11 protein-coding genes, 1 tRNA gene and 1 riboswitch are annotated in these 18569 nt (G+C 44.4%); of the genes, 9 read left to right on the top strand and 3 right to left on the bottom strand.

Features of this window, described 5'->3' with window-relative positions; genetic code table 11:
- Positions 1-17 precede the first annotated feature (17 nt).
- Both RHM67_RS08280 and RHM67_RS08275 read right to left on the bottom strand, forming a co-directional pair.
- Positions 18-1604, bottom strand: a complete 1587-nt coding sequence (locus RHM67_RS08280; RefSeq protein WP_322231661.1) for a RagB/SusD family nutrient uptake outer membrane protein — start codon at positions 1602-1604, stop codon at positions 18-20.
- 21 nt (positions 1605-1625) lie between these two features.
- Positions 1626-4628 (bottom strand): TonB-dependent receptor, encoded by a 3003-nt coding sequence (locus RHM67_RS08275; RefSeq protein WP_322231660.1) that lies wholly within the window; start codon positions 4626-4628, stop codon positions 1626-1628.
- A 379-nt stretch (positions 4629-5007) separates the two neighbouring features.
- Between RHM67_RS08275 and RHM67_RS08270 the strand changes: the two genes are divergently transcribed.
- The 7 genes from RHM67_RS08270 (at position 5008) to RHM67_RS08240 (ending at position 12197) form a co-directional block, all read left to right on the top strand.
- A complete protein-coding gene (locus tag RHM67_RS08270; RefSeq protein ID WP_322231659.1) occupies positions 5008-5232 on the top strand; it encodes a hypothetical protein in 225 nt (74 codons plus the stop codon).
- 44 nt (positions 5233-5276) lie between these two features.
- Complete coding sequence (locus RHM67_RS08265; RefSeq protein ID WP_322232213.1) at positions 5277-5630, top strand: hypothetical protein; 354 nt, start codon at positions 5277-5279, stop codon at positions 5628-5630.
- A complete protein-coding gene (locus RHM67_RS08260) occupies positions 5600-6232 on the top strand; it encodes a hypothetical protein (protein WP_322231658.1) in 633 nt (210 codons plus the stop codon). Before RHM67_RS08265 ends, RHM67_RS08260 begins: the two co-directional genes overlap by 31 nt.
- A 257-nt stretch (positions 6233-6489) precedes the next feature.
- Positions 6490-6598, top strand: a riboswitch (SAM riboswitch).
- Positions 6599-6978: 380 nt separating this feature from the next.
- The gene (locus RHM67_RS08255) at positions 6979-10167 is read left to right on the top strand and encodes a SusC/RagA family TonB-linked outer membrane protein (protein ID WP_322231657.1); all 3189 of its coding nucleotides are present in this window, start codon (positions 6979-6981) and stop codon (positions 10165-10167) included.
- A 5-nt stretch (positions 10168-10172) separates the two neighbouring features.
- Positions 10173-11612 (top strand): SusD/RagB family nutrient-binding outer membrane lipoprotein, encoded by a 1440-nt coding sequence (locus tag RHM67_RS08250; protein ID WP_322231656.1) that lies wholly within the window; start codon positions 10173-10175, stop codon positions 11610-11612.
- 43 nt (positions 11613-11655) lie between these two features.
- Positions 11656-11727, top strand: a tRNA-Cys gene (locus RHM67_RS08245).
- Between the two features lie 146 nt (positions 11728-11873).
- Positions 11874-12197 carry a hypothetical protein gene (locus RHM67_RS08240; RefSeq protein WP_322231655.1) on the top strand — a complete coding sequence of 108 codons (324 nt, stop codon included), beginning with the start codon at positions 11874-11876 and terminating at the stop codon, positions 12195-12197.
- A 161-nt stretch (positions 12198-12358) separates the two neighbouring features.
- Here the strand turns inward: RHM67_RS08240 and katG are convergent, their stop codons facing one another.
- Positions 12359-14623, bottom strand: coding sequence for a catalase/peroxidase HPI (gene katG, locus RHM67_RS08235; protein WP_322231654.1), 2265 nt, complete (start codon positions 14621-14623; stop codon positions 12359-12361).
- Between the two features lie 168 nt (positions 14624-14791).
- Between katG and RHM67_RS08230 the strand changes: the two genes are divergently transcribed.
- Positions 14792-16480 carry an RluA family pseudouridine synthase gene (locus RHM67_RS08230; protein ID WP_322231653.1) on the top strand — a complete coding sequence of 563 codons (1689 nt, stop codon included), beginning with the start codon at positions 14792-14794 and terminating at the stop codon, positions 16478-16480.
- A 58-nt stretch (positions 16481-16538) separates the two neighbouring features.
- Positions 16539-18521 (top strand): HRDC domain-containing protein, encoded by a 1983-nt coding sequence (locus tag RHM67_RS08225; RefSeq protein WP_322231652.1) that lies wholly within the window; start codon positions 16539-16541, stop codon positions 18519-18521.
- Positions 18522-18569: the final 48 nt, after the last annotated feature.

Genomic DNA, 18569 nt, shown 5'->3' with positions numbered 1-18569 from the left:
CTGTTAGTTCAATCTGATTAATAACCCGGGTTTTGAACCAGGTTGGGGTTAAGTTTAATTTCTTGTGCAGGTATAGGATACAACCTGCGATTTATATCCTTATTCATGGTAAGTACATCATTTGGCAATGGGTACTCTACTTCAAATTGCCCAAAACGGATCAGATCGTTACGGCGCCATGCTTCCCACGAAAACTCGCGGGCACGCTCATCTAATAAACCATTTAGGTTAATCCCCGCAACAGCAGAGGCACCTGCACGTGAACGGATCTTGTTCACCAATACATCGGGCGTTTGCAATTCGCCATTTACTACCGTGGCGTTCGCCCCACGTAAAATAGCTTCGGCTTTCATCATTATTACATCAGCCAAACGTAAAACAGGCACGTCGTTACCATTTAAACGGGTGGCTTGTATTATTGTTGGATCGGGATAGTACTTTAACGAACGCACACCCTCTGACTGGCTGGCAATGGTGTTGCCCAGATCCATTGGTTTACCCGGTACCAACGTTAATTTTGGTTCGATATAGATCTGTGTTGTAGTGCCCGGGTAATAAACCGGTTGTGTAGTAAAACCTCCGCTGCCGTCTGGTGCAAACTGTGGGCCTGCAAGCCAGGTTTTGGTGCGTACATCCCCAGGTAAGTTAAACCTGTTGTAAAACTCGGGCGTGGTGCTCATGGCTATACTTAAACCAACATTAAAGCCATAAGCATTAACCAGGTAGTAAAAAAAGCCAAAACGGGTAAACTGGTTGCCCGGTATTTGCTGATCATATGGGATAGCAAATATGGTTTCGTTGATCTGCGGGCCGTTATTTGGCAAAAACACATCGCGAAATTTGGCATCCAAACTATAGTTGTTATTTTTTAAAACGCTATCGGCCATGGCAACCGCCTCGGTATATTTTGGTGTGCCGGTATATACCTGCGCGTTCAGGTACATTTTCTCTAACAAAGTAAACACCATTCCTTTTGTAGGGCGGCCATAATAAAGGGTAGCATTAGCAGCCGTTTTAGCCGGCAGTTGCTGTACTACGCTCAGTAACTCACTTTCGATGTATTGATAGGCTTTGGCACGGGATTGTGTTGCAGGTTGGGTAGCAACCGGAAACTCGGTAATAAGCGGGATGTTACCGTACAGATCCATCATAAAGTAGTTGTAAAGCGCGCGCATTGCCCTTATCTCTGCAATGGTAGCAGTCTTTTTGGCCTCTGTTGAAGGCGAAGCATTTACCAAACTGATGATCCGGTTACACGTATTAACACCGCCAAAACCCCATTGCCAAATAGTGATAACATTGGGGTGGTCAAAAGTCCAGGTGTGGTAATGCAACTGGCGGTACTGGCCACCATCGTCAAAGTTACCATCGCGGGCCGGTAGGATAGCCTCATCTGTAGATAGCTCCTGCATGCGCCAGTAAGGTACCGCGTAGTTGGAAGATAAATTGGAGTAGATGGTACCTAAAAGGGCATTATAATCTGCATCGGTAACCGGGAAGTTTGATTTAACGTATTGTGACTCTACCGGCACATCTAATTTTGTGCACGAGTATGTGCCTGCAAGTAATACGATGCCGGCACATAATAAAAATATCTTTTTCATCTTTATTTATTGATATGGATGTTAAAATGAAGCGGTTACACCAACACTAAACGTGCGGGTTTTAGGATAAAAGTCTTTATTATCGATACCCGGGGTTGAGCCGCCGATGTTAATCTCGGGATCAACACCGCGGTATTTAGTGATAATAAAAATATTATTGCCCGAAAGATAAAAGCGCAGACTTTTTATGCTTTTTACATTCGGCCTAAGCGTATAACCTAATGTTGCGTTATCTAAACGCAGGTACGAGCCACTCTCCAGGTAACGGTCTGATACCAGGTAGGCATTGATATCCTTGAAAGATTCGCCCAGCGTAAACCGCGGGATATTCTGAAATTTAGCATCCGCGGGGTTATTTAATGATGCAAGCGTTGCATTCAATATCTGGTTGCCGTAAACCCCTCTAATCAGGAAGTTAAGGTCGAAGCTTTTATAATAAAAACTATTGCTCCAACCGTAAATCAATTTTGGCTGCGCGTTGCCTGTAATGCGCTGGTCTGTTGTAAGCGGCTGGCTGGCAGTTGTACTGCCATCTGCCTTTTGGTAAGTACTAACGCCATTTGCATTTTTACCCAAATAATGCCACAGGTAATAAGTACCAATTGCATAACCAGGTTGAATAATTTGGCTATAGTTGCCGGATTGACCTTTACCGCCTAACTGCGCCGAAGGGATATTATTAACGGCAAACTGAGTGTTGGATAAACTCTCTACTACGTTTTTGTTATGCGATACGTTGAAAGATGTGCGCCAGGTAAAACTTTGAGATTTTACCGGGGTGGCATTTAAAACCACCTCGATACCGCTATTTTTTATTTTACCAACGTTAGCTGTTAGCAATGGGTAAAAGTATTGGGTGGTAGATACTTGTTGAGTATAGATAAGACCGGAGGTTTTTTTGATGTAGTAATCTACCGAGCCGGTGATGCGGTTGTTTAGAAAACCAAAGTCTAAGCCAATATTGGTAGTGGCGGTACTCTCCCATTTCAGTTCGGGATTGTCGTTACGTACTGGGCCTATTGGGTTTGTAATAACGCCATTGTTTAAGAATTTACCACCACCCGGGGGGATTCCATATATCAATTGTGCGGTAAAGGCATCAAAACCCAAACTATTACCGGATACACCGTACCCTGCCCTTAGTTTAAGGTCGCTGATCACGGGTGCCTTCTCCATGAATTTCTCGCTGATAATTCTCCATCCCACAGAAACAGCCGGGAAATAACCGTGGCGTTGGTTGATACCAAAGGCCGAAGAACCATCTTCCCTTAACGATGCCTGTAAAAGGTATTTATCGTTGTACTGGTATTGCACACGGCCATAATAAGATATCAACCTTAAAGTAGAAATGTAATTAGGGTCGAATTTTATTTGCGCCAGGTTGCTTGGGTTTGCCAGGAACAGGTTATTGAAAGTCAAATTATCGTTAGAAAAGCCTTGCGTTTGTACACCAAAACCATCGTTTGTACGGTCTTGCTGATAAGAGTAACCACCTAACAATTTGAGGCTGTGCAGGCCAAAATCCCTATCGTAATTCAAAAAAGCTTCTACCACATTGCTGGTGTTTTTATATGCGGTGCGGTTAGCAACACCACCAAGACCTACCGCAACGCCAGATTTGCTGTTGTAGTAGGTATTAACATTGTTCTGATCTTTTTGAGTAGAACCGTTAAGCGTAAATTTCAATCCCTTCAATATATCAACCTGTACAAAACCGTTTACCAAGGTTTTGTTATTATCGGTTTTAATAAAGTTATTGTCAATTAATGATAGCGGGTTTAACGTACCGCTGCCTGTACGGGCAAAGTTTTCCTTATAACTACCATCCGGGTTAAAAGGGCTTACCGTTGGCAGGTAAAACAATATGCCGGGCAACACCTGGCTTTGTAAAATATCATCGCTTTTAGTTCCACTGTTAGTAAGTGTTATGCCCAGCTTAAGCCTGTCGTTAAAAAAACGCTGGTTAATATAACCTTTAAAAATAGTACGCTCCAGATTGGTGTTATTTAATACACCGTTGTTTTTAAAGTAGTTTACACTGGCGCCATACTCGCCGCTGTTGCCTGCGCCGCTGTATGAAAGATTATGATTTTGCGAGTAGCTCGTCCTTTGGGCAAGTTTTTGCCAATTTGTATTAGAGCCATCATCATCTAATGGTTTCGCTAAAGGGGCCACACCATTGTCCGCTAAGTATTTGCGCAATTCATCCGCTGTTAAAACATCAATGTTTTTTGATATTTTTTCTACTGCGCCGTAACCGCTATAGGTTAGCCTGGTTTGGCCGGCTTTTGATTTGCGGGTGGTAACAATGATAACGCCATTTGCTGCACGCGAACCATAAATAGCTGTGGATGATGCATCTTTTAAAACGTCGATACTTTCGATATCCGCAGGTGCAAGCAGGTCTATAGATGCACCGGGCACACCATCTATAACATAAAATGGCTGTTGTGCAGCACCTTCGCGGAATGTAGAGGGGCCACGTAGTATAGTAGCAGCTTGTTTATTGGGGTCGCCGCTTTTGGTTATATTTAAACCAGCAACTTTACCCTGCAACAATTCGGCAGGGGTAGTTAAAACACCTGCATTAAACTCTTCTGCTTTAACCGAGGTAATGGCACCGGTTACATCCTTTTTACTTGATGTGCCGTAACCAATAACCACAACATCTTTAAGTTGCCTGGCATCGGGCAATAAGTTAACGTTGATGGTATTGTCCGATCCTACTTTTACTTCTTTAGGCTGGTAACCTATGAAGCTAAATCTTAAGGTAACTATGTTACCGGTAACCGTTACGGCAAATTCGCCTTTGCCGTCTGTCATCACCCCTGTGCTGCTACCTGTAATTACTACCGAAACACCGGGGAGCGGCTGGTTTTTTTCGTCGGTAACGGTGCCTCTTACATTACGCCCGGTTTGTGACAAGGCCGGCGATAAGCCAAATATCATGGCACAAAGCAACACTATCCAGTGCCTTGTATGATAATTGAAACCCTTAATGAAGCGCTGGTAAATTTGTTTCATATGTAAAATGATTTTAATGTTATAGAACTTCTTTTAAATTAAATGCAAAGTAAAACAAGCTTTATTAGCAAATTATCAATTGGTTGTTAGCTTATTAATAATATTATCAATCCCTTTACACGCGCCGGCTCTAATTACCTACAGGTGCTTAACGTTGATTTAATAATAAATAAAGGTGGGCTGCTTGGGCAAGCTTTGCTATAATAAGGAGGCTTAATTAACTTATGCTATGTTAATCTCATCAACTGTATGGTACTTAAACTATCGGGTGTTTACCACCAATCATAAAGTAACATTTGATAAAAGCCAGTTCACATCTCTTTCATAAGATTGCCGGTTACGTTTATCATCTACATAACTTAGCTTACATTATTAGATCATGTTTAAAAACAGTTTAACATTACGCCCGGGTTTGGGTATTTTTAATATTCTTCTCTTGATCATTACTATAACAGGTATTGCCAAGCCCTTGTTCGGGCAATCCAAAAGCAAAAACCCCTGGGTTAAAGAGATTGGTGTACTGCCGCCCGTTAGCAGCCTAACCGATGGTTTTGGGTTGAAAGGTGAACTACACGTACACTCCCGCCACAGTAAAGAATCCTGAAATAATTCGGTTACAAAAACATTGCATTTTCCAAATCTGTTGGGATGGATTTCCTTTGCATCACCGACCACGACAACCATGTTGACGGAGACGTTGCTCATAACACCTGGGCAGACCCCGAATTTAAATCAGATTCTGTTTTGTTATTGTACGGTGCCGAATGGACCACCACACGGGGGCATGGCAATGTATTTTCTGCTAAACCCTATAACCATCAGTCGCTTTATGATGTCCGAGATCAGCGCGATACGGTAATAGGGCGGGTGAAAGGCAGCTTAATATCCATTTATCGGCCAACCACCCGAGTGGCAAAGATAATTTTGGATATTCTTACGACCTGGTCAACTCCATTGAAGTATGGAATTCGGTGCTTTGGAGCAAAAACGCCAATGCAATAATGATCTGGGACGATATGCTATCCTCTGGTCGCAAACTCACCGGCAGAGGTGGCAGCGACGCCCACCATGGTACGCCAAATTCGCCCGATAAGGCAACTCCTAACAGCAGCCAACGAAATGCTAACTATGTAGGCACCCCAACAACATGGTTTTTTGCTAAGCAGCGCACCAGCCAGGCGGTGATTGATGCGCTTAAAAATGGCCGGGTTTCCATCAGTACTAACCCGTATGCGCCCCATGTAGAATTTTATGCGGATATCAATGGTGATGAAAAAATGGATATGATGATGGGCGATAATGCCAAAGCAACGGGCAAACAAGTAAAGTTCCGCGTCCGGCTATCCGGTCAGAGCATCCCTGCCGGAAATTTCACCATAAATGTTATTAAAAACGGCAATAAGTGTGGCACCTATCAAACAATCGACAAAGCACCATTCGTAGAGTTTACAGAAACCCCGGAAACATCAGGCCGAACTTATTATCGTGTAACGGTAGATGGGCCTTCAACTAATTACCCGCAGGTGCCGGGCGCGGCCGCATTAGCCGGAAATATGATAGGGCTGTCTAACCCCATATATTTTAATTTCGATCCCAATTTTTAAGGATTAAGCAATCCTGATTAAAGCGAATCCAATTAAGAAAAAGAGCATTAGGGTTCGTTCTCAATCCTTTTGGCTCCAAAGCAAAATGCCTGCCCGGATAACGGGTGGGCATTTTGCTTTTATTTAGTCCCAAAAAAAACTTAAATAACCCTGTAAATCAACACTATAAAACACACGGAACAGAAAAATGAATATATTCTATAAAAACCGTAGATATTATGGAATATATTATATATTTGCATCTAAATAGTTCTTAATAATTATCAAGAAAGACTGAGGGATAGGCCCGATGATGTCTTAGCAACCTGTACGCCAAAGGTATAAAGGTGCTAATTCCTATTTGCAGCAATGCAGAAAAGATAATGTTCGCAAGTTATTGCATGCCTGTAAAGGCACTCATTAGACCATCACCATAACCCTGCCTGTTTAATTGTTAATTAGAACTGAACATAAAATCAGTCTATATATGAAAACAATCATTACTCTCATTAAACGAAGTCGTTTGCTTAGTACATTAAACTTCTACATCAATTTAAACCTAATTACCCGCATGCCTGCCATGTGTTGTTGCTGTTAATCTTACAGCCACGTTACCGGTATAGGCATTCCTGCTAATCCCCGGAAAAAATTATTACCAATTCATTCTTTACACTTTATTAAGCTCGCTGGTTCGGCATCGTTCGCCGCAAACCTGCACAGGCTTGTTATATTTTGTATTGGCATTTTTATCAAAAAGAATAAACAACATGTTTAAAATTTACAAACAGATACTGGCAATTGCATTGCTATTACTAACCATACAGCAGACAAATGCCCAGGCTGTAAAAATAAGCGGTGTGGTAACCGCGGCGTCAGACGGGCAGCCGTTACCCGGTGTAAGCATTGGCGTTAAAGGGTCTGCCGCAGGTACCCAAACGGATATTCAGGGCAAATTTACAGTTAGCGCAAACATAAACGATGTATTAAAGGCATCTTACATTGGCTTTACCACACAAGAGGTAACGGTTACTAACGACGGCGCACCCCTGCGGATAATTTTACTGGAAGCTCCCAACTCCCTTAATGAGGTGGTAGTAACCGCGCTTAATATTTCTAAAGATAAAAAGTCGCTGGGTTATTCCGTACAGGGCTTAAAATCAAAAGATTTTTCGGAAGCTAAAGAAACTAACCTGATCAACTCGTTCGCCGGAAAAATCGCGGGTGTGCAGGTAACCGGCAGTCAGGGCGATATGGGCTCGTCCCGCATTATCATCAGAGGGGAAACTTCTATCGCCGGTGAAAACCAACCATTATTTGTTATTGACGGTATTATAGTCGACAATGCTCAACGCCTTGGCACCAATGGCTCACGCGATTTCGCAAATCCCCTGGCAGATATTAACCCCGATGATATAGAAAGCGTAAGTGTGTTAAAGGGGCCTAATGCTGCCGCGTTGTATGGCTCGAGTGCTGCAGCCGGTGTTATACTCATAAAAACAAAAACCGGCAAAGGAACAGCCGGCCTGGGCATCACCATTAATTCCAACACTTCATTTGCAACCCTCAAGGTTTTTCCGGATTATCAAAACCAATATGGCCAGGGCTCGAACGGAAAATTTAGTTACGTTGATGGTAAAGGTGGAGGCGTAAATGATGGTGTGGACGAAAGTTGGGGGCCGCCTTTGGATGGCAGGCTGATACCGCAATTTTATTCTAACGGGCAACCTGTACCATTTGTAGCCCACCCTAATAACGTGCGCGATTTTTTTAAAACAGGTGTTACCTACAACAATGGCGTTGCATTGGCAGGTAGCGGCGAAAAATTCGACTACAGGATCTCGTATAACAACCTGCATCAAACAGGGGTAGTGCCAAATTCTTCGCAGGGCCGTAACACATTTTCTTTTAATGGTACATTTAGACCAACGCCCAAATTAACAGTTACTACTATAGCTAACTATATTAAAGACGATGCCGACAACCTGCCCGGCGCCTATGGCAGGCGGGCCACCAGTACCATGCTACAGTTTACCTGGTTTGGCCGCCAGGTTGATGTTAATCAACTCAAAAATTACCGCGATGCAAACGGCAACACATTCAACTGGAACAACAGCTATTACAGCAACCCCTATTTTATTGCACATGAAAATACTGTTGGCCAACATAAAAACCGCCTGATCGGTAGCGTGGAATTAAATTACAAAATCATTAGCGGGTTATCTGCCAACTTCCGTATAGGTACCGATTATTCTAATGACCGCCGCAAAAGCCGCGTTGCTTATGGTACCAACGGTACGCCATTCGGTTCGTACGAAGAGGATGCTTACGGCGTTACCCTAACCAATACCGAGGGCCGTTTACAGTACACTAAAAAGCTGAATAAAGACTTCAGTATCGATCTACTGGCCGGTGGTAACATCGCTACTAATTTAAACGAACGCAACTACCAGCTTGCGCCAAAACTGGCGGTAGCCGGCTTATATACGCTAAGCAACTCGCGCGACCCGCTGGTTTCATCAAACGAATACTACAAAACAAAAACATACAGTTATTTTGCATCGGCGCAAATTGGTTTCAGGGATTACGCGTTCCTAAACTTTACCACCCGTAACGATTGGTCATCTACCCTGCCGTTAAATAACTTGTCCTACTTTTATCCATCGGTTAATGGTAGCTTGATTTTATCTGAGGCCCTTGATATTAAAAGTGACTTTTTAAGCTATGCCAAACTAAGGGGAGGCTGGTCTCGTGTGGGTAAACCCGCAACAGCCTACCAGTTGATAAACACTTATAATTTTATTGCACCATTTGGCTCAAGCCCGCAGCAAAATGCTTCAGGTATATATCTTAACCCCGATCTGAAACCGGAAATAACCACCTCTGGTGAAGCAGGTGTAGAATTAGGCTTTTTAAAGGACCGTGTTAAGCTTGATGTAAGTGTTTATAACACTAATAGCGTTAACCAGATCTTGAGCGTACTGGTTAGCCCTACAACCGGCTACAGCCAAAAGCTTATTAATGGCGGCCGAATTAATAACAAAGGGCTAGAGGTGCAATTAGGCCTTACACCGGTTAAAACAAAAGATTTTTCATGGGATATAAATGTGAATTATGCCCGTAACCGCAGTAAAGTGAATTCGCTTGATGACGAAGGCAGGTTGCAAAGTTATACGATAGGCACAAACCGTACAGTGCAGGTGCTGGCAGCTGTTGGTAAACCATATGGTACTTTATTTGGAACCGCTTATCAGCGCAATGCATCTGGCAATATTATTATTGGTGCAAATGGCACACCTCTTATTAACCCTACCAACCAGGACCTTGGTAAATTTACACCAGATTGGCTGGGCGGCATTACCAACAGCTTTAGCTATAAAGGTATAAACCTAAGCTTTTTGGTAGATGCACGTATTGGTGGTTCAATTTATTCTAATACCAACCGTACCGGTACATATACAGGTGTGCTGGCCTCTACCCTTCCGGGCCGTGGCGCAGCAAATGGTGGTTTAAGTTACTACTACCCAGGCAATATCGCATCGGCAGGAGCTATACAGGTAAACACCGGTGCAAGCGCGCCTGCAGGAGAAACCGTGTATGATGACGGTATGATCTTTAAAGGCGTAAAAGCCGACGGTACAGCCAACACCACTATTTTACCTGCACAGTCGTACTACAAAGGTTTTACCAATGTAGACGAAGCATTTGTTTACAGCGCATCTTACGTAAAACTTCGCGAAGTAAAAATCGGATACACCTTCCCGTCACAATGGGTTAAGGAAATAGGCTTACAATCTGCCACGGTATCATTAGTTGGCCGTAACCTTTGGATCATCCACAAAAACGCGCCTAATATTGACCCGGAAACTGCCTTCAATACCGGTAACGGCCAGGGCCTTGAGGACCTTACACTGCCTACGGTACGTAATATTGGTTTTAACATTAATCTTAAATTCTAACGATCATGAAACTTAAATATACAACCCTACTATTATCCGGAACGCTTTTGCTAACGGCAGTATCGTGCAAGAAAAGCCTGGTAGAAATTAACCAGAACCCCAACGCGTCGCAAACCGCCCAGCCTGATTATTTGCTTACAGGTGCAATTAAAGCTACTGCCGATACCTACTGGGGCACCGCCAACAACATGGATGCCAGCCTGCTATTTGTACAATATTGGGCAAAAATACAGTATACTGACCCCGACAGGTATATCTACACTAACACTTCGTTCCAGGAATTATGGACTGTGGGTTATAGCCGCAGTATCATCAATTTAAACCAGATCATTAAACTGGCAGATGCACAGGCCAACCCCAATTACAAAGGTGTGGCGCTTGTGCTACGGTCATGGGTGTTTGCACTGCTGACAGATAATTACGGCGATATCCCGTACACCCAGGCCGCAAACATAAGCGAGCACCTTACCCCTACTTATGATAAACAGAAAGATGTTTATTTTGCCATACTTGACGATTTGAAAACCGCGCAGGCATCGTTAACCGCGTCAGGAAAACCTATCCTTGGTGATGTGATCTATAACAACAATATCGCTCTTTGGAAAAAATTCGCCAATTCGTTGCGCCTGCGTATAGCCCTAAGAATTGCAGACCGCGAACCGGATAAAGCAAAGCAAGTGCTGGCAGATATACAGGCTGAAGGCAGCGGCTACATCAGCGTGAATACCGAGACAGCGCAATTAGTTTACATGTCATCGCCAAATCAAAATCCTATCAGCAATTTGTTTGATACCCGCGATGATTACCGCATTAGTAAAACCGTTGTGGATAAATTATTTACACTAAACGACCCGCGCCTGCCGGTTTACGCCAGCCCAACAAAGGATGCAACCCCTAACACTTATGTGGGGATCCCTAATGGTTTATTAGTGGGCGATGCCAGCAACCTGGGCTTTACCAAAACGTCAAAACCAGGTACCTACTTTTTAGCACCAAATGCCCCGGCGGTAATTATAAGCTATGCCGAAGTATTGTTTGACCGTGCCGAAGCCGCGGCCCGTGGCTTTACTACCGAAGATGCTGCTGACCTTTACAAGCAAGCGGTTACAGCATCTTTAAAACAGTATGGCATTGCCGATGCGGCCATATCCACTTACACCGCTTTACCGGCTGTACAGTACAATGCTGCAAACTATAAAAAATCTATTGGCGAACAAAAATGGCTGGCCCTGTTTGGGCAGGGTTTAGAAGCCTTTGCCGAATGGCGCAGGTTAGATTACCCGCAATTGGCACCCGCAGTTGCAGGTACGCTTAACGGAAAGCTGCCGGTTAGGTTTATATACCCGGGAACAGAGCAATCATTAAACGGAGTAAACTATAAAGCGGCCGTTGCCAGCCAGGGTGCAGATGTGCTTACCACCAAACTTTGGTTTGATGTAAATTAATTAAAAACACAAGGCCATGTATTTAATTACATGGCCTTTATAAGGTGGAGTGGCCGAGTGGTTAGGCGGAGGTCTGCAAAACCTCAAACGACGGTTCGAATCCGTCCTCACACCTCTAAAGAAAGATTAAAAAAAGTAAAAAACAGCCCTGGAGTGCAAATAAGCCACTAAATGTCTAAAAAATAATACAACCGCACCTGAATATAATGTACAGTAATGCGTGAGCACCCCTGTGGCATGCCTTTTGGAATACTACCATCGATGACAAAATTCAAAGCAAATGCCTCGGTGGTCTTCACGGATAAAGACGGCAAACAAATAGACACCTTCGTAATTTTTGATACTGATGAAGTAACAGGTTTAACCCAAATTAACCATAAGAACCTGCGCGTTGGCATGGAAAGTTTGGCAGTTCATTCTAAAACCGTTGGGCTTTACCATATGCCGCTTGCAGATGCGTTCAGTTTTGAGATGCTAAACAAGCTAAAGGCAAAATATGCCAAGATAGATGCTGAGCGTAAAACGCTACCTATTAAAACAGAAAGACAAAACAGCCTTATGTATCTTTTGGCAAATGCCTCCTGATCTATGGGTCATAATGCGCTAACGTAATACAGGGCAAATTTGCCTAATCAATATATAACTAAAGGCTTCGGTCCAACCGGTTTTTTTGTTTACATTATTTGCCGGAAACAAAAAGAGGCATCGTTTCCGATGCCTCTTAAAATTATAATTTTCGATCTTAGTTAATTCAGATCAAACCTATCCAGGTTCATCACTTTATCCCATGCGGCAATAAAGTCTTTAACAAACTTGTCTTGTGCATCGGCGCTTCCGTAAACTTCGGCAACGGCGCGTAGTTCGGAGTTTGAACCGAAGACAAGGTCGGCGCGGGTAGCCGTCCATTTTGTGGCGCCTGTTGCGCGATCAATCCCTTCGTAAAGTTCACGATCGGCAGATGATGCTTTCCAGGCGGTGCCCATATCCAACAGGTTCACAAAAAAGTCGTTAGTAAGCTGGCCGGGGCGTGATGTAAACACACCATGTTTAGATCCATCATAGTTGGTATCTAAAGCACGTAAACCACCAACCAATACCGCCAACTCGGGCGCGTTTAGGGTTAGCAGTTGCGCTTTATCTATCAGCAATTCCTCGGTAGCTACAGATCCTTTTACTTTGCGATAGTTACGGAAACCATCGGCAGCAGGCTCCAGGTAACCCATCGCAGCTACATCGGTTTGCTCCTGCGTGGCATCAGCACGGCCGGGTGTAAACGGAACAGCAACGTCATGCCCTGCATCTTTAGCAGCTTTTTCAACCCCTGTCGAACCGGCCAAAACAATCAGATCCGCGAGGGAAACTTTTTTACCGCCGTTATTAAATTCTTTTTGAATATTCTCCAACACGCTTAATACTTCCTGCAATTTGGCAGGGTTATTAGCCTGCCAGTACCTTTGCGGTGCAAGGCGGATGCGTGCACCATTGGCACCACCACGTTTATCCGACCCGCGGAAGGTTGAGGCAGAAGCCCATGCAGTAGAAACCAACTGAGAAATGCTTAAGCCCGAATCAAGGATATTAGCTTTTAACGTAGCTATATCTCCCTCATTTATCAACTCATGGTCAACAGCTGTGATAGGGTCTTGCCAAAGCAATACTTCCTCCGGTACATCCGGGCCAAGGTAACGGGCACGTGGGCCCATATCACGGTGGGTAAGTTTGAACCAGGCACGTGCAAAGGCATCACCAAATGCTTCGTGGTCTTCCAAAAAGCGTCTCGATATCTTTTCATAAGCTGGGTCAGCACGTAAAGCGATATCGGTTGTCAACATGGTTGGCTTGTGTTTTTTCGAGCTATCATACGCATCCGGGATAATATCTTCTGCATCTTTCGCTACCCATTGGTGCGCACCGGCAGGGCTTTTGGTAAGCTCCCACTCAAAGCCAAAAAGGTTCTCGAAATAATTATTGCTCCATTGGGTTGGCGTTGTCGTCCAAATCACCTCCAGTCCGCTGGTAATGGTATCTGCACCCTTACCTGAGCCATATTTATTGGTCCAGCCAAAGCCCTGCAACTCTACATCAGATGCTTCTGGCTCGTTACCTACGTTATCAGAAGAGGCAGCGCCATGGGTTTTACCAAAGCTGTGCCCGCCGGCAATAAGGGCAACAGTTTCTTCATCGTTCATAGCCATGCGGCCAAAAGTATCGCGGATATCCCTGGCCGAAGCAATTGGATCCGGGTTACCGTCCGGGCCTTCGGGGTTAACATAAATTAAGCCCATGTGTGCAGCCGCAAGCGGTTTTTCGAGCGGGCGTGTGTGTTCGTCGCCATTGGCGTCTTCGTCAGATACCAACACGCCATGCCCATCTACACCCGGCACACCGTCTGCATAACGCTTATCGTTACCCAGCCAGGTAGTTTCGGCACCCCAGTAAACAGATTCATCGGCTTCCCAAACATCTGCACGGCCACCGGCAAAGCCAAAAGTTTTAAAGCCCATAGATTCTAAGGCGATGTTACCGGCAAGGATGATCAGGTCGGCCCAGGAGATTTTGCGGCCATATTTTTGTTTAATAGGCCAAAGCAATCTGCGGGCTTTATCAAGGCTTACGTTATCGGGCCAGCTGTTAAGCGGCGCAAAACGTTGCAGGCCTGCGCCGCCACCACCACGGCCATCTGTAATACGATAAGTACCGGAACTGTGCCATGCCATCCTGATGAACAGACCGCCGTAATGCCCAAAATCTGCCGGCCACCAATCCTGCGAATCGGTCATAAGGGCATGCAGGTCTGTTTTTACTGCTTCAAGATCGAGGCTATTAAAAGCTTCAGTGTAATTAAAATCGCCGCCCATTGGGTCAGATAAGGATGAGTTTTGACGCAGGATGCTCAGCTTTAACTGGTTTGGCCACCAATCGGTGTTACGGGTACCGCCGCCGCCAATGTTATGTTTCATTTCACCGTTCAAAAACGGGCATTTACTGATGTCGTTTGATTCGTTTTCCATTTTTTTTTAGAAGATTATATATTAAAATTGACTTTAATATATTAATTCTGAAAAGGTATGAATTTAAGATGTGTTTATGTTTACCAACGTATATTTTTAACAAAAAGATGACGGAATGGTTGGCTAAATCCCATCTTCAAATTATATCTGCTATTTTTGTGCCCGTAAATGGGTAACAAAGGTCAGTCTTATATTTCTTATTTTAACGAAGGCGAAATCAAAGTTATTGCCTTACCCGAAAAGTTCACCTTTCCGTTTTATTACGAGCCACATCCACTGACGATAATAGCTGTAGCCGATCTGCAGCAGTACTTACAAACGCAAACCGACCTTGACCATAATTTCGGGTTAGATGATGAGCAGGATGGCCCTGTTATTGGCAAAATGTTTGGCGTTTTGGTGGTGCAGGATGCGGAGGGAAAATTAGGTTATTTATCCGCCTTCTCGGGTAAGATGGCCAGCTCTAACAATCACTCGAAATTTGTGCCCCCGGTTTTTGATATGCTGATAGAGGATAGTTTCTTTTTGAAAGGACAGGACATTATCAACAGTATCAACCAACAGGTAAAGGCTATTGAGAGGGATGAAAACTACATCAGCTTAAAACAAGAACTGGGGCAAGACACTACGCTATCCCAAACAGAAATTTCCGACTTTAAAAAGCTCCTGAAAAGCAATAAAAACGCCCGAAAAGCACTTCGCGAAGCACAAAAAGATATTTTAAGCGAACAGGATCATGAAGTTTTTGAAACCGACCTGATCAAACAAAGCCTGCGCGATAAACATGAGTTTAATGTACTATACAATAAATGGGAACAGCATTTAACCGAATTAATATCGCGCGTAGCGAAGTTTGAGGATGAGGTGGAAGAATTGAAAAAAGACCGCAGGGAAAGATCGTCCGCTTTACAACAGCAGCTTTTTGAACAATACGTTTTCCTGAATATAGATATGCAGGAGAAAAGCCTGCAGGAGATCTTTAGCGCCACGGTATTTGGCAAACCACCAGCCGCTGCCGGGGAATGTGCAACGCCCAAACTTTTACAGTATGCTTTTAAGCACGGGCACAAACCGATTGCCATGGCAGAGTTTTGGTGGGGCACTGCACCCAGATCAGAGATAAGGCAGCACAAGCAATTTTACCCGGCCTGCACCGGCAAGTGCAAACCAATTTTGGCGCACATGCTGGAGGGGATGCCTGTTGATGATAACCCGCTTTTAGAAAACCCTGGCGAGAGCGATGAGATAGATATTATTTACGAGGATGATTTTTTTGTGGTGGTCAACAAACCTGCCGAGCTGCGGTCTGTGCCCGGCGTAAACGTTCATGATTCGGTTTATAGTCGATTAAAGGTGAAATTTGGTGGTATCGAGCCACTGATTGTTCACCGATTGGACATGGGCACTTCGGGCTTGATCGTAGTTGCAAAAATCAAAGAAGCGCACAAATTCATCCAGGCACAATTTTTAAAACGGACGGTAACTAAGCGCTACACCGCCTTGCTTTCTAAAGTAATTAGGGACTCTGAAGGCGAGATCAACCTACCCCTTCGCGCCGATCTGCTGAATAGGCCAAGGCAATTGGTTTGTTTTGAGGATGGCAAAAAAGCAGTTACCAAATGGGCGGTAATCCAGCGTAATGAAGATACCACCAAAGTCCATTTCTGGCCACAAACGGGCCGTACGCATCAACTGAGGATGCATTCGGCACATTCGCAGGGGCTTAACGCGCCTATTGTTGGCGATGATCTGTATGGAACAGGCGACGACAGGATGTACCTGCATGCTGCCTACCTGCAGTTTGTACATCCCCAAACCAAACAAACCATCACCTTTGAAATACCCGAAGATTTTTAGTAAAATAATTCATATGCTTACATTTTTAGCAAAATAGAATTATATTTTTGCACCCGTAATGGCAGAGATGAACACGGTGATGCAGTTGGCTTATGATTATTTAGAAAGCACCAATACAGTGGTTTTTTTAACGGGCAAAGCCGGCACCGGTAAAACCACCTTTCTGCAAAACCTGCGGCAAACATCCCAAAAAAAGCTTGCCGTGGTTGCCCCAACGGGTGTTGCTGCCATTAATGCAGGTGGCATGACTATCCACTCCTTTTTTCAGCTTGGCTTTGGGCCGATAATCCCATTAGGCACTGAAAGGCCCGAAGTGCATTTCAACACCGAGAAAAAAGATCTGCTTGCCAACCTGGAACTTTTGGTTATAGATGAGGTAAGTATGGTGCGCCCCGATGTGCTCGACCAAATTGACCTGATACTGCGCAACATCAAAGGCTCGCAATACCCGTTCGGTGGTGTACAGTTGTTACTCATAGGTGATCTTTCGCAGCTTAGTCCAATCATAAAAGATGACGAATGGGGCATATTAAGGCCTTATTATAACACCCCTTATTTTTTTAGCAGCAGGGTGATGCAAAAAGCACCTTATGTACGTATCGAACTTAACCACGTTTTCCGCCAAAAAGAGCAAGCTTTTGTAGATATTTTAAACGAGGTGCGCAACAATACCATCAGCCCGGCAAGTTTGCAAACCTTAAACAACAGGCACGTGCCCGGCTTTAAGCCGACAGCCGAAGAGCCTTACATTACCCTCACCACCCATAACAGCATCGCGCAAAAAATAAATAACGAATACCTGGAGGCACTTAATGCCCGCGAGGTTGAATATACAGCTACGGTTAGCGGCGATTTCCCGAGGGATGCCTACCCTACCGACATCAGCCTGAAACTAAAAATTGGTTCGCAGGTGATGTTTGTGAAGAACGATAGCTCAGCCGAAAAGCTCTATTATAATGGCAAAATAGGCACCGTTACCGCATTGGATGATAGCATGGTTTATGTACAATGCGGCATTAATGATAAAGAAATTGCCGTAGAAGCCATGGAGTGGACCAACATCAATTACCAGATGGAGGGCGACGAGATCAACGAAACCAACTCGGGTAGTTTCGCGCAGATCCCCTTGAAGCTGGCCTGGTCTATCACCATTCATAAAAGCCAGGGGTTGAGTTTTGATAAGGCAATTATTGATGTGTCCGAATCCTTTGCGCATGGGCAGGCTTATGTGGCTTTGAGCCGTTGCCGAAGTTTGGCAGGTATGGTTTTACGTAACCCAATCGCGGCACGCAACATTATTAGCGACCCGGCGGTTACGCGTTTTAACGAACAATCGGCACAAATAGCGCCAGATGAGAAACGACTTGAACAGGACAGGTACCTATACCAGCAATACCTGCTAAGCGAGTTATTCAACTTTGGTCCATTACAAACTAAGCTTAAGGAGTTTACCAGCCTGCTGCCCAATCTGGAGCAAGACATCATCGGCGTTGCAGAAAAATTCAACAGGCAGCTAAAAGCCGAACGCAGTCAGCAGGCATCGGGTTATTTCCTGGAGAAACTAACCGGGGCAACAGAAACGCTGCATCTTAACCTTCCTTTCCTGATAGATAAGTCCAAAGAAAAAGCAGCCAAAGCCGACCAGCTAATTATATGGCTGATGAACCGGATACAGCTACTGCAATATTTTGCGGCGAATCCGTTTACGAAACAAACCTATTTGGAACAGGTTAAAAATAAGGCTACCACGCATAACCGTAGTTATCTGAAAGCATTGAACGCCCTGCCTAACGAGGAACTTTACAACGAACTATTAACCTGGCGCGAAAAGTTGGCAACTTCACAAAAAATAATGCAGGGCATGGTATTCACCGAAAAAACAATGGCTGCCATTGCCGAAAAATTACCGGCAACCCTAAAAAACTTAAGCGGCATAAAAGGCGTTGGCCCGCAAAAGGCCAATCAATACGGTACAGACATTATTACGCTTATCCGCGCTTATCAGCAGGGGCCGGAGAATGACCAGGCGAGTTTGTTTTAATTCTAAACTTGCGTGCTGTAGGTATATATTACCTGCAAATTTTATATA

Source organism: Mucilaginibacter sp. 5C4, assembly GCF_034345625.1.
Taxonomy (GTDB): domain Bacteria; phylum Bacteroidota; class Bacteroidia; order Sphingobacteriales; family Sphingobacteriaceae; genus Mucilaginibacter; species Mucilaginibacter aurantiaciroseus.
The sequence above is the reverse complement of the archived record's forward strand: the minus strand, read 5'-3'. Positions and strand labels throughout refer to the sequence as shown.

What these genes read in the sequence shown, in the direction of transcription:
- RHM67_RS08250 (WP_322231656.1), top strand. Translation starts at nt 10,173, where the DNA reads ATGAAACTTAAATATACAACCCTACTATTATCCGGAACGCTTTTGCTA.
- RHM67_RS08225 (WP_322231652.1), top strand. Translation starts at nt 16,539, where the DNA reads ATGGCAGAGATGAACACGGTGATGCAGTTGGCTTATGATTATTTAGAA.
- RHM67_RS08270 (WP_322231659.1), top strand. Translation starts at nt 5,008, where the DNA reads ATGTTTAAAAACAGTTTAACATTACGCCCGGGTTTGGGTATTTTTAAT.
- RHM67_RS08280 (WP_322231661.1), bottom strand. Translation starts at nt 1,604, where the DNA reads ATGAAAAAGATATTTTTATTATGTGCCGGCATCGTATTACTTGCAGGC.
- katG (WP_322231654.1), bottom strand. Translation starts at nt 14,623, where the DNA reads ATGGAAAACGAATCAAACGACATCAGTAAATGCCCGTTTTTGAACGGT.
- RHM67_RS08230 (WP_322231653.1), top strand. Translation starts at nt 14,792, where the DNA reads ATGGGTAACAAAGGTCAGTCTTATATTTCTTATTTTAACGAAGGCGAA.
- RHM67_RS08275 (WP_322231660.1), bottom strand. Translation starts at nt 4,628, where the DNA reads ATGAAACAAATTTACCAGCGCTTCATTAAGGGTTTCAATTATCATACA.
- RHM67_RS08255 (WP_322231657.1), top strand. Translation starts at nt 6,979, where the DNA reads ATGTTTAAAATTTACAAACAGATACTGGCAATTGCATTGCTATTACTA.
- RHM67_RS08265 (WP_322232213.1), top strand. Translation starts at nt 5,277, where the DNA reads ATGGATTTCCTTTGCATCACCGACCACGACAACCATGTTGACGGAGAC.
- RHM67_RS08240 (WP_322231655.1), top strand. Translation starts at nt 11,874, where the DNA reads ATGACAAAATTCAAAGCAAATGCCTCGGTGGTCTTCACGGATAAAGAC.